Source organism: Streptomyces anthophorae, from assembly GCF_049310305.1.
GTDB lineage: Bacteria > Actinomycetota > Actinomycetes > Streptomycetales > Streptomycetaceae > Streptomyces.
Genome location: NZ_JBLWQQ010000001.1, coordinates 5,794,495 through 5,807,338 on the forward strand (window position 1 = coordinate 5,794,495; position 12,844 = coordinate 5,807,338).

General features: G+C 66.9%; 8 protein-coding genes. 3 read left to right on the top strand and 5 right to left on the bottom strand.

Annotated features, from left to right (window positions below; genetic code table 11):
* Window positions 1-6: 6 nt before the first annotated feature.
* From ACNYS0_RS26335 to ACNYS0_RS26350, 4 genes are all read right to left on the bottom strand, one after another.
* Window positions 7-4,599: a DUF6531 domain-containing protein gene (locus ACNYS0_RS26335; protein WP_422476928.1), complete on the bottom strand. Its 4,593-nt coding sequence runs from the start codon at window positions 4,597-4,599 to the stop codon at window positions 7-9.
* 10 nt (window positions 4,600-4,609) lie between these two features.
* Complete coding sequence (locus ACNYS0_RS26340; RefSeq protein WP_422476929.1) at window positions 4,610-5,281, bottom strand: hypothetical protein; 672 nt, start codon at window positions 5,279-5,281, stop codon at window positions 4,610-4,612.
* Between the two features lie 32 nt (window positions 5,282-5,313).
* Window positions 5,314-5,628 (bottom strand): hypothetical protein, encoded by a 315-nt coding sequence (locus ACNYS0_RS26345; protein ID WP_422476930.1) that lies wholly within the window; start codon window positions 5,626-5,628, stop codon window positions 5,314-5,316.
* A gap of 76 nt (window positions 5,629-5,704) precedes the next feature.
* Window positions 5,705-6,004, bottom strand: a complete 300-nt coding sequence (locus tag ACNYS0_RS26350; RefSeq protein ID WP_111662277.1) for a WXG100 family type VII secretion target — start codon at window positions 6,002-6,004, stop codon at window positions 5,705-5,707.
* A 547-nt stretch (window positions 6,005-6,551) separates the two neighbouring features.
* On the opposite strand from ACNYS0_RS26350, the gene ACNYS0_RS26355 reads away from it, so the two are divergent.
* A complete protein-coding gene (locus ACNYS0_RS26355; protein ID WP_422476931.1) occupies window positions 6,552-6,929 on the top strand; it encodes a nuclear transport factor 2 family protein in 378 nt (125 codons plus the stop codon).
* A 339-nt stretch (window positions 6,930-7,268) separates the two neighbouring features.
* Here the strand turns inward: ACNYS0_RS26355 and ACNYS0_RS26360 are convergent, their stop codons facing one another.
* Entirely contained in the window at window positions 7,269-7,622 is a 354-nt protein-coding gene (locus ACNYS0_RS26360) for a hypothetical protein (protein ID WP_422476932.1), read from the bottom strand.
* 669 nt (window positions 7,623-8,291) lie between these two features.
* Between ACNYS0_RS26360 and ACNYS0_RS26365 the strand changes: the two genes are divergently transcribed.
* Both ACNYS0_RS26365 and ACNYS0_RS26370 read left to right on the top strand, forming a co-directional pair.
* Window positions 8,292-10,226: an AAA family ATPase gene (locus tag ACNYS0_RS26365; protein ID WP_422476933.1), complete on the top strand. Its 1,935-nt coding sequence runs from the start codon at window positions 8,292-8,294 to the stop codon at window positions 10,224-10,226.
* 636 nt (window positions 10,227-10,862) lie between these two features.
* Window positions 10,863-12,800 (top strand): DNA cytosine methyltransferase, encoded by a 1,938-nt coding sequence (locus tag ACNYS0_RS26370; RefSeq protein WP_422476934.1) that lies wholly within the window; start codon window positions 10,863-10,865, stop codon window positions 12,798-12,800.
* Window positions 12,801-12,844 lie beyond the last annotated feature (44 nt).

Consider the following 12,844-nt stretch of genomic DNA (forward strand, 5'->3'; position numbering starts at 1 on the left):
GCGCTATTACTTCGGTTTGTTGGGGAACACCACCTGGTTGATGAGCTGCCCGGTCTTGTGATGGCTGAATTTGAACCCGTTGGTTCCCGAGGCGTCCAGCTTCAAGTGGGTCGGGATCGGGTTCTTCCCCTTGTAAATGGGCGTCACGTTGTACTTGATGTTCTCTCCGACATCAAGCGCCTTGCGAATTTCGTTCTCGTAGTGCACATGGACCGGCGCGTTCGTATTGCGGTGCATGGTGACGAAATTCAGCGGGTGCTTGTTCGAGCCGCCGAGCTGGGCGCCGAGCAGATGGCCGCGATTCATCGGGGTGGCGGTCTTTGTCATTCCGCCCGCCCAACCCGGCGGCTCGGTCGTCGGCCTCGCATTGGTCTTGCCGCCCGTCATGCCCGGGTCGAGCTTGGAGGACATCCTCCCGGGGCGCTTGAGGCGGTCGCTCGAGAACCTGACCTTCCCGCCCCAGGTGGGGTCCGCCTCGTTGCAGGGGACCAGACCCAGCGGGTCGCTGAACGACTGCGGATTGTCGACGTACGCCACCGGGTTGGGGGCGGGACCGAGCCCCAGGGGGTCCGGTGCCGTGTACCGGCCGCTCTCCGGGTCGTAATGCCGGAAGTAGTTGTAGTACAGGCCGGTTTCGCGGTCCTCGTACTGACCCGGGAAACGCAAGGGTGTCACCGCCGTGGCATCGCGGCTGTGCGCGGTGGTGCCCCAGATGGTGGTGCGGGAGCGCCAGGCGATGTCGCCCTGTTCGTCGACGAGTTCGGTGGGGGCGCCGACGAGATCGGTGACGATGGCGAAGAAGCGCGAATCGTACTCGCCCTGTCCCCGCGGCTTGCGCTCCAGCTGGGTGAGAGGCCGGTGGCCGTCGTGGTCCCAGGTGAGGGTGACGCCGGTGGTGGTGTCGGTCTGCTCGGCGAGGTTGGAGTCGTCCCAGGTGAACAGCACGGTCTCGACGGCGCTCACGCCGTCCTCGGCCATGCGGTACTTCGCGGTGCGGCGCCCCATCGGGTCGTACGTGTAGCGCCACTGGACGCCGTCGGGGGTGACGCAGGCGGTGAGGCGGTCCTCGGCGTCCCACTCGTAGCGCCAGGTGTCGGGCTTTCTCGAAAGCCGGCGCTTCTGGCGCAGCACCATGCGGCCCGCGGCGTCGTACTCGTAGCGGACCGAACCCGCTGCCTGGATACGGGTTCCGGTGTAGGTGCGTTCGCCGCGGGCCTCGGCGCCGGGCGCCTTCGCGGGCCAGTCGGCCGCCGTCTGATTGCCTGCCTGGTCGTACGCGTAGGACTCGGTCCAGCCGTCCGCGGTGACCGTCAACGGGCGCCCGACCGGGTCGAGTTCGATGTCCTGGCGCTTGCCCGTCGCGCGATCCGCGACGCCGGTCAGGTGGTTGTCGGCCCGGTAGGTGTAGGACCGCTCGCGCAGGGTGCGCCCCGGTGCGACGAGGGAGTGGGAGACCGAGCGCCCGGCCACGTCCCAAGCGGTCGTCGCGCTCACCCCGGAGCCCGCGCTTGCCTGGGAGGTCGACGCGCCCCATACGCGGGCGAGTTCCCGCCCCACCACGTCATGGGTGAAGTCGAGGCGGTGGCCGGCGGAGGTGAGGGTGTCGCGGTTGCCGCGCCCGTCGTAGCCCAGCTCGCTGACGGCGCCCGTCGGGGTGGTGCGGGAGGTGCGCCGACCGAGCACGTCGTAGGTGAAGCGGGTGGCCCGTCCGTCGACGGTCTCGGCCACGATCCGGCCGAGGGCGTCCCGTTCCAACTCCAGCGTCGAGGTGGGGGAGACCGCCCGGACGAGCGCCCCGGCCGCGTCGTACGCGTACGAGGTGACCGCGCCCGCCACGTTCTTCTCCACCAGCTCGCCGACGGAGTTGTACCGGAAGGTGATCTCCGCTCCCAGCGGCGTGGTGTGGGAGACGACCTGCCCCAACGCGTCCCGCTCGTAACGGACTTCACGGTCGTCGAAGTCGGACTCCGCTATCAGGTTGCCTGCGCGGTCGTAGGTGTAGTCCCAGGTGAGACCCTGCGGGTTGGTGACCTGGGTGAGGCGGAGTTCGGGGTCGTACGCGAAGGTGTGGCGGACACCGTCAGGAGTGGTCCGGGCCGACAGCAGGTCGAAGTGCGTGTACTCGTGGCGGGTGATGCCGCCCGCGGCGTCGGTGGAGGCGCGACAGTTGCCCTCGCCGTCCCAGGTCATCCGCTCGACCCGGCCGTCGGGCGCGGTCCGCTCCGTCAACAGGCCCTCGACGGTCCAGGCCGCGCGGGTGACCGCGCCCGCCGGGTCGGTGATGACCGTGGGCCGGCCGAACGCGTCGCGCTCGATCGTCGACCGCTCACCGGCCGGGTTGCCGATGGCGACGGGCAGGCCCGCGCCGTCCACCTCGTACGAGGCCTCCGCGCCGACCGGGTCGATCGCCGAGGCGACCGCGCCGCCCGGGTGGTGGGTGAACCGGTTCGTGGCGCCGCCCGGTGCCGTGACGGCGGTCAGATTGCCCCGCTCGTCGAACTCCTGGTGCCAGACCACCCCGGCGTGGTCCGTCATCGTGACGGGGAGGTTCAGCGCGTTGTACGTCGCCGTGGACCGGCTGCCGTCGGGGAGTTCGATGACGGTGGGGTTGTGGGCCCGGTCGTACTCGTACCGGATCGTGTTGCCGAGGGCGTCGGTCTCGGCGAGGAGGTTGTCCCAGCGGTCCCACTCGGATGTGGTGGTGCTGCCCAACGGGTCGGTCTCGCCGACGACTTGATACAGATCGTTCAGCTGGTAGACGGTCGTCGCGCCGCACGCGTCGGTGTAGTGGTTGCGCTGCTCGACGGGGTCGTAGGACCACTGCGAGGAGAGATAACCCTCAGGACCGATGGTCTCGGTGACGCGATGCGCGTCGTCGTAGACGTAGCGGTAGGTGGAGGCGTTGCGGTCGGTCCAGGCGGTGATGCGGTGCTGCTCGTCGTAGTCGAACACCAGCGCCTTGCCACTGGAGTTGACGACATGGCTGAGGTTGCCGTCCGAGTCGTGCCGGTAGGACATCACCTCGACGGGCCCTTCGGGCGTGGCGACCGCCACGTCGAGGAGCAGCCCGAGGAGACAGTTCACTTCCACGCGGTAGCCGCCGGAGTGGACCATCGCCGTCGGCGATCCGTCCTCCTCCCGCTCGATGCGCACCTCGTTGTCGTTCCGGTCGTGCCACCGGACCAGCCAGTGCACGCGGGTGTCGCCGTCGGCGCCGTCCGTGGCGCGGTCCGTGAAGTGGTGGACGATGCCGGTGTGCGGATCGGCGACCGAGTAGGCGACCTCGCCCTCGGCCGTCTCCTCGGCGGCCAGCGGCAGGCGCGCCCCCTCCTCGGGCCACACCAGGTCGTTTGCCGGGCCGGCCTCGGGGAGTCGCGGGTAACTCAGGATCGACCCGTCCTCACGCGCCCAGAACGCCCGCCCCCGGCCGTCGACTTCGAGACGCTCGTCCAGCGTGGAGGCCCAGGACGGCCCGAAGAACTGCCCGTAGCGGTACGTCGACAGAAACGTCCGGGTCAGCCGCAGCGGCAGCACACCGTCCAGCTCCAGGTCGGTCTGCGGCAGCAGCATCTCGCCGGTGGCCACGTCCACCGGGTCGGTCGCACACTTCTTGATGCCCCCGCCGCGGCCGTTGATACGGAAGGCCGAGTTGATCTTGCTCAGCCCGGTGCGCGCCACGTCCTTCAGGGCCGAGCCGATACTCCCGGCGCCCTTGAGCAGCGCGCCACCTCCGGCAACCATTCCCACGATGCCGAGGACGATCTCGCCGATGTCCCAGTCGCCGGTCTCGGCCATGATCGACATATTGATGCCCAGTGACGCCGCACCGGCCACGACCGCACCGATGGTGAGCGCGATGCCCAGGGCCTGCATACCGGGGATGAGCATCGCGAGCACACCCAACACCGCACTGATGATGCCGAGGGCCTTGCTGAACGCCTTCTTGATCTTGTCCCAGAGGCTGTACCCCTCGACGGAGTCACCGCGGGCGTCGTCCAGCTTCTGCGCGGCGACAGCGGCATCCTCCTCGCGCACCTGCCGGGCGTCCTCGGCGAGCATGCGAGCGGCATCGAGGTCGGCCTGCGCGTCGTCGGCCTGCGCCTGCGCCGACGACTGCTTGCTGTGCGCCTCGTCGAGGGCGCGCCGGGTGCTGGCCCGCGCTTCCTTGTCGTCCGGCGGATGCTTCTGGCCGTCGAGATGACTGATGTCGGCGGTGAGCGCACTCACCACATCGGTGGCCGAATCGAGCCGCGCCTTGGCCTCGCGCCCCTTTTCGAGCGCGTTGTCGGCGTTGCGCTGCTGATCCCTCAGCGAGTGCACGTACACATCGAGGGCGCCGGCGGCCTGGTCGTAGGAGCTGTGCAGCTTGCGCACCTGCTCGGCCAGGTCGCCCAGCTTGTCGCGGAGTTTGTCCATCGTCTTTCCCTCGCCGACCTGGTCGTTCTCCAGGCCGGACACGAGGGGCAGGGCGTCGCCCGCGTTGTCCGCGACGGAGCGGTACTGGCGGGCGAGATCGCCGAGCATGTCCGCGTCTCCAGGGGTCGGGTCGTCCGAGAACCCGAAGACGTCTTCCCAGTCGGACACCGCAGGCCGGGCCATGGCCGTAACCTCACTTTCCCTGTTCTGCGTCGGCCGGGTCGCCGAAGCGGAGCGACTCAGTGATCGCGTCGAAGACCTCGTAGAACTGTTCCGCCAGATCGACGTTGGGGGTCGAGCTGGCGATCACCAGGTAGTCGTGGGTGCCGGGCACCGGGACGAGGGTGTGCCGCACCGCGGTGGGCACCCGCTTCCCCTGGTAGTCCACGTCCTCGACCCGGGTGATCCGCCCGCCCGCCCCGGCGTGCGGCAGCTCCACCAACTCCACCTCGCCGGCGGGCAGTCCGCTGCTCTCCGCGTCGGTGCCGAGCTGCACGCCGGCGGCCATGACGAGGTCCGCCAGATCCTCCGACTCCCCCTCGGGAACGGTGATCCGCAGCACCACCGTCGTGGCACTGAGCACCAGCGGGCCGCTGCCCGCACGCAGGATCCTGAGCATGCCCGACGCCCGCAGCGCGCCCTGCGCGTGCGCCTCGCGGGCGATGCGCCGGGTGCTGCGGATCAGGCCGTCGACCTGTTCGCGGGTGAGCTGTGGTGCCTTCTCCACCTGTGCCTCGATGCGGCGGCGGATCGACGCGTCCCGCGTGCTCGGGTCGAGGTCGAGATGCCACCACGAGTCGGGGAACCTCAGGCTGTACTCCGCGGGCGCGGCCGCCTCCGGCCGCTCCGTGCCCGGCTCCGTCATTGCGCTGTTCCCTCCCGGGTGACGTTCCTCCGTCACGCGTCCTGCTTGTCTTCTTCGAGCGACTTGACGGTCTCGTCGTCCGTCTGCGTGAAGTTCTCGGCGATGGTGTCCGTGTTGTCGGCGAACGTCTTCACGTTGTCGTGAACCCGCTCGTGACCCGCCACCCACGCCTTGTCGAAGGCGTCGAGGGCGTCCGCGAGCGTGCTGTCGCCGGCCAGACTCTTGAAGTCGTCCGCCCCGCCCGTGGCGTTGTAGAGCGTCGCGGAGTTCCCGATCAGGTCCCCGATGTTCTGGAGCTCCTTGACGGTGTCCTTCAGATCCTGAACAGGCACGCTGATCTTGCCCATCGGTGTCCCCTCTCCTGTCCCGGCCGCCCGGCCCCGCCCTCACAGGGAGAGCGGGGCCGGGCGATGCGGGTGAGCTTCAGCCGATGGAGCCGGCGGTCTGGTCGTCGGTGTCGACGAACGCGTCCGCGACCTGCTTGATGAACTCACTGACACCCTGAAGTCCCTCGATGGCCTTCTCGGTGCCGTTCTTGTACTCCTCCCAGTACGGGCGGAACTTGCTCTCGGAACCCGGCGTCGCGTACGCCGCCTCGACCATCTCGTCCATCTTGGTGTTGGCCTCGTGCAGGCTCTGCTGCATGAGTTCCTTCTGGTTCTGAAGCCAGGTGGACGCCTCACGCATCTCGTCCGGGCTGATCTGAATGTTGCCGCCGGCCATCTCGCGTCCTTCTCTCGTCTCGGTTCGCCCGCGGTCGTAGATCCGCGCACAGTGGGCTCTACGGGGCACCTGACGAGGCGGTTCACGGGGGCGGGGGCTGTTGCGGAACGGTGACGAAAGGGGAGGGGGAGAAGAGCGGGGTGAAGGGGACGAGCGGGCGGTGACGTGCCGGATGTCCGAACGGAGAACGGTGTGAGCAGGAAGAACGAAGTACCGCTGCCCGGCGGCCGCATGACCCCAGGGGTGGCGCGGCTCGCGGACACGGTGCGCCGCCCTGCGCGGCAGCCTTGACCTGACCCGCCCGGAGGGGCCTCGCCCTGTCCTGGGGACTGTGACGTCCAATGACGAATATGTCGCGGTCCGGCGTCACAGAAGCCCTGCGCCGAGTGGGTCCGCCCTGGGCTGGTGACCGCAGCCTCCAGGGCCTCCGGCCGGGAGTGACCGCCTGGCCGGATGGCGCAGCCCGAACCCCACCCGGGCCCGGGGGCGGCGGAGCGAGTGCTGCTCGTCCGGCCGGCGCACGCGCAACGGCTGGTATTACTGGGGCATGGAGGAAGAGACGGCACGCTCCGCGATCGACACGTTCATCTCCGCGTTCAACACCTCGGACGACAACTATGTGACTTCCCTGCTCTCCCAGGCCCTGACTTCAGACGTGGTCTTCTGGGGGCCGTTGGGCCGCAGCGAAGGGATCGCCGCGGTCGAGCGGTTCGTGCTGGACATCCGGCGCCACCCGGCGGGAACCGGCACGATGGTGCGCTGCTCAGCGGTGGACATGCCCGGCGAGTGGGCCCGCTACCAGTGGGTCTTCACCACACCGGACGGAGGCCCCCGCCTGGCGGGAACGGACGTCGTCCATCTGCGCCGGAGCCTCATCGACGAGGTCATCGTCTTCGCGGGCGAGATCGAGCCGTCCGCCTCCTGAGGCGCCCTTCTGCCACGGCCCTTCCAGGTCACACAAGCGGCCGGAGAACTCCCCGAAACCGAGGACGAGACCGGGGCGGTGCCGCCCCGGCTCCCGATCACCGCGACCGATCGCCGCCCGGCAACCCCCTGAACGGCAAAAAGGCCCTACCGGAGTAGGGCCTAAGAAAGGCGCCCCCGGCAGGACTCGAACCTGCGGCCAAGCGCTTAGAAGGGGCGTTGCGGCAAGAGCGCCACTACGGGGCTCACCTGCATCTCTGCTACGACGCATGCACCGGGGCACGCGAACTTCGACACGCATTCGACACAGATTGCCTTGTGGCCCCGAACGTGGCGGCGGTCAGGTGCCAGGGGTTGCCAGGTGGTGGAGTAGACGCATCCACTCTTCCTTCGTGAGCCGGTACGGGCCCTTTTGGTGGTTGCTGCCTCGACGGTTGAACAAACCGCACTCGATAAAGGTTCCTTTATTGGTGAGTACGGGATCACTTCGCAAGTCATCTCGGCTCACCGAGATCGGGTTACTGTCCTTGGCGACGACTCTCATCCACCATTGCCCGCCCTCTTCGAAGGGCTCGGTAGAGACGACCTCTCCTTGCACGATCACTACCTGTCGGCGGGCCTTGTAGTCCGCCTTCCAAAGGAGGAACGGCTCGCCCGGTTGCGGGGCTTCGGCGCCCTTGAAGTGCTGAGCCATCGACCAACGAAACTCATGGCCCGGGGCACCATCCGTCTCCGGGCGAAAGTTCTCTGGCTTCCCATCCCAAGCAAGGACCCATCCCGGCACAATTTCCCCCTTGTCGCTGGCTGCGACACTGTCCGTCGACTTGTTGGCGCGGCCTCCGCCATGGGCAACTGGCCGTGCTATCGGCCGATGGCCGACCAAGGTAGCGAGGCCCTGGCATAAACGGAACCTGTTCCCAGGGCGCACAGTCGGGCTGCTGTCGATGGATCATGTTGGACTGCAGCGATCCCGGTCGCGACCTTCCAGAGCGCAAGGTTGAGTGCACACGGCTCCGGAGGGCGCTTCGTCTCATATAAAACTTGCAGGTCAGGGGAACCGTAGGGCCTGTCCGGCGGGGATCCGTCCACGGATAGTCCAGAGGCCAGGACGCGCTGGCACTGCGTTGACCCGCGATGGAGCGTTGTCGCGGGCAGCGTCAGCTAGCGCCTTGAACAGATGCTGAACACGCCTTGTGAACGACTTCTCGGTCATGGCCGCACCTTAGGGGCCCCATTGGTCGCTGCGAACTGGTAGCCACAGGGGTGCGGACCGCCCCAGACCAAGGTCCACGAATCTGCGGCCGGGTGCCGCAGATTCTGGAAGGATCACCGCCAGCAGTAAATGGACGGGCGGGGGCACAGCGTGAAGATCAGCAGGATCACGGCACAGGGCTTCTTGTCCTTCGCCGAGCTGAGCATGGAGCTGGGGCAGGGCCTAACTGTGGTCACTGGCCCCAACGCTGCGGGCAAGTCGAACCTGTGCCAAGTACTCACGGTTGTATCCGCGTTCCTGGGCCGCCACCGCGACTCGGAGCAGCGCGATCTGCTCTCCCTGTACGAGCAGGCCGGCCACTACGGGGCCTCCGCCTTCACGCTGACGGTCTCCTTCGAACTGGACCAGCCATGGGAACAGGACCTGGTCACCGACTTCGTGAAGGCCTCGTACATCAGCGTTGCCTCTCAAAAGTACGACGGGATGGGCCCCAGCACCGAAGACTTGGAGCAGGCCGCTGAGACATGCATCACCACCGACTCAGTGGCTCCTCTATTCCACGGCACACTCCGATTGGACTTCGACTCCCACCGGCACACTGGCTGGTCCTGTGCCTGGCAGTTCAACTACGGCAAGAACACCTTCCACATCCAGCTGGAGGGCCCCTGGCAGGAGCAGCTCCGCCCCGGAGCGGCGCAGGGCTTGAAGACCGTAGCCATGGAGCAGGTGACCGAAGAGCCCCCGCCTGAACTGGTCGACTTCCCAGCCTTCCTGGACCGGCTTGAGCAGCCGGTCATGTTTAGCGTGCCTACGCTCAACGACGCGTCGAGCCCCCGGCCTGTCTCCATGACCGCGCTCGCCCAAGCGCTGCGTCTGACCGAGCAGAATTCCGTACCCTTCGTCGCCGTGCTCGGGAAGATCTGGGCCGCGGGCGTCTCGGTGACCGTCAATCGGCGTCTGCCTGCGCGTCGGCATTTCTCTCTCGATGAACTGATGGGCCCCCTCGATCTGAGCGACGGCAGCCGCGTCTCGGCCGAGTTGTACAGGTTGAAGAACGGTGCGCGTGAACAGCGCGAGGGCTTCCTCAGAGCCCAGAAGTTGTTTCACACCATCACCAGGGCAGACCTGGATGTTCAGGCATCACCCGAGACGGACGGGATGGCCATTGATGTCGTGATCGACGCTGGCCACGGTGAACGCCGTGCTGAGTTCAGCGGAGCAGGACTGCAGGAGGCCGTCCTGCTGGCGGTGCTGTCAGCGGGTGAGCCCGGCCGCGTCATCGTCTTGGACGAACCGGCGGTCCAGTTGCATCCGACCATGCAGCGACGGATCGCCACAACGGCCCTGCGTGACGTACAAGCCCTTCTGATCACCCACAGCGCGGACCTGGTCCCGGTGGCCACGCCGGCCGACATCGAGCGGATTGTCCGCCTAGCCCCAGGGCAGGATGGAGCGACCACTGTCCGGCGCGTCCTGGCCAGGACTGCTTCGGAACTGGCTGGCTGGATCCAGAACCTAGCCGCCGCTGACACCAGGGCCCTGCTTTTCGCCCGCGCCGTGATCCTCTGCGAGGGCGCGTCGGAGACTGGCGCACTGGGCCACTGGTGGAACACAGCCACCCAGCGAGGGCCGGAGGCGGCCAACGTCCCGCTGCTGGACGTCGGAGGCCAGAACAACTTCGGCGGCTACATCAAGTACCTCACCGCCTTCGGCATCCCCTGGGCCGTTATCGCCGACGGACCAGCCCTGCGCGGCACCAGCGGACTCGCTAAACAACTTGCCAAGCAGGGACTTCGACCCCCCAACCCGCCCGACGACGCGGACGACTTCACCGCCTGGACCAACTACTGGAAGACAGCCGGCGTGTTCACCCTCGCCGCCCAGTTCGGGGATGACCGAAGCAAGTCCGGCGAACTGGAGGCGTACCTGCGACGCCTGGACCCCCAGATCCTCGGCCAGGCCCAGAGGGACACCACCAGCAAGCCGCGAGTGGGCGCCCTCTTCGCTGCCCGCTACCCCCACGGAACGCCGCCAGAGGTTGCCGCCCTGTACAAAGACGTGGCCGCGCACTTGAGTCTTGACTGACGCCTCCGCGTGCACTCGGAGCCTCCCCTGCCGCTGGGGTGCTGGTGCGTGCTTGCAGTCGCGCTGCCGACTCGATGGGATATCCGTTTGGCTGCCCGCAAGGCTTCCCAACTGCCTCTGGATGCCTGACGCAGCTTTGCACGGCAGTGACTCCGGAGGCCGTTAAGGTCCGCCTTGTTCTCACTGGTCAGGGCGTTGCAACTCGTCCGGCGTTGGCGCCCCGTTCGCGAATGGTCCACGGACGTGGAGGCCTGTTCAGTCCCGCACAACGCTTGTGGCCAGGGCAATGCGCGAAGGTCATTCGCCGGAGTCATCCACGAACGCGCTGGCCGGCCGCGATGTGCGCGCAACGCGACATGCAAGGGCGAAAGTTCGGGCTGGAGGAGCGGAGACTGGCTAGGTAATCTTGGGTGCTTCGAGTACGATCGGTGGACTCGTAGATCGTTGGTTGTGGCTTCCGCGGGTGGTCTCGCTCGAATGATTCGCTGAATTCTTCGAGCGATACCACCCGCGGATTCTGCTGTTTAGGTCGGCGACGGGCCTGGCGCCACGTAGAGTCTCACCACGGGGGCCACTGCTCTCAGTGGATGCTTGCGCGCTCAGAGTGATCGCCGACTCGTGGGCGTGGAGGGCAGCATGAGCACTAAGGGATGGTACGGAGTCCCTCTGGAACGGTCGGACTACCTCCGACTCAACCCCCACGACGATCACTGCACCGAGGATGATTTCTCCGACTGGCTCAGTCGTCATCAAGATGACCTCTTGGCCGTGGACTTGTTCACCGGTGCCGGTGGGCTGAGCCTTGGTATCCAAGAAGCAGGCTGGACCATGGCTGCGGGTGTCGACTTCGACGAGCGCGCCCTAGAGACCCACGCCCACAATTTCCCCGGTCTCAGCCTGCGGAGGGACCTGGGTGACCCGGAGGTACGCGACGCCCTGGTGGAGCTGCTGTCCCAGGCGAAGATTGACCTCGTTGCCGGCGGGCCTCCCTGCCAGCCGTTCAGCCGGGCCGGCCGGAGCAAGATCCGAGACCTAGTGCGCAACTATGGCCGGGACCCGCAGGACCACCGGAAGCAACTCTGGCAGGCGTACCTGGACATCGTGACACGCGTCCGGCCGCGAGCCGTTCTCATGGAGAACGTCCCAGACATGGGGCTGGGCGATGACTTCGCCGTTGTGCGAATCATTGAGGAGAAGCTCGAGGAGCTCGGGTATGCGACGCAGGTTCGCCTCGTCGACGCATGGCAGTACGGCGTCCCGCAGCACCGCAAGCGGCTGATACTGCTGGCCCGCAACGACGTGGAGCGCTTCGACTGGCAGCCGAAGGTGGAGACGGCCGTCAACCTGCAGCAGGCGATCTCCGACCTCCCACGTTTCCAGGTGGAGGCGCAGGAGCGCGTTGGAGAGCGGGAACTGCCCTACGCGCAACCTGTGGATCTATCCGAGTTCGCCGACAGGATGCGGGAGGGCGCTCCGGACGGCTTTATTCATGACCACATGACTCGGCGGGTGCGTAGCGACGACCTGGAGATCTTCTCCGAACACATGACGTCGAAGACCTTGTACTCGGATATTCCTGAGAAGTTGCGTCGCTACCGTGCGGACAACTTCACAGACAAATACAAGCGTCTGGCTTGGAATGAACTCAGCCGCTCAATCACGGCCCACATTGCCAAGGACGGCTACTGGTACATCCACCCTGAGGATCACCGAACCTTGACGGTGCGAGAGGCTGCCAGAATTCAGACGTTCCCGGACCGATTCCGGTTCGCTGGGACGCGGAGCGATGCCTTCCGGCAAATCGGCAATGCAGTGCCGCCTCTCCTCGGACACGCGGCAGCCAAGGTGGTCCTCCCCATCGAGGGAATGCCTGAGAACTCGGGGCTGGTTCCGCATTGGCGCCAGGTTCGGGACGACCTTGGCAAGTGGGCGGATTCTGCGCGAGAGCAGGAGGGGTGGTACCAATTCCCGGGGGACGAGATGGACGCCCCTCAGGCCGCGGTGATGGCTCTGCTGGCGGGAAGCCGCATGAAGAGTGGTGAGATCCGCGACATCATGGATGTCGTCCGTGGCAGGAAGGCTGTGACGAGCCGACTTCTCGAACAGATCATAGAGAAGGCCCCCACGACGTCGGCTCAGGGCAGACTGAGCCGCCTGCAACCATTGGTCGACGACCGCAATGCATGGGGTGAGGCGAAGAGGAACAGCGTTCCGGAACGCCTCGGTTTCAAGCCCGCCGAAGAAGCCCTGTACACACTTCTTCTGGGAGAGCAGGACCTCCTGCTCATCACGCAGGGTGCACTGCGGGTCGGAGCCAGGGTCAATGGCAGCACGGGCGACCAGGTCAACAAGCTGACCGACGGTCGCGTCGACCTGATCCGCCTCGTCGGCGCGGGCAAGGACGCGTCATTGCGTATGGCCGCTCTTCGCGTGATCGGCAATGCGTACTGCAAGGTCACGCAGCCGGCCTGCTCGTTGTGCCCGCTGCGCAAGCACTGCGTCGGCAAGCCCCCGGCGGACGATCTGTACAGCCAGACCTTCATTGAGGAGGACGGCGGCCGGGCCGCTTCCTGATCAAGGAGGTTTAGGGCCTGCTCCCAAAGTGCGCTCTGCTTCGA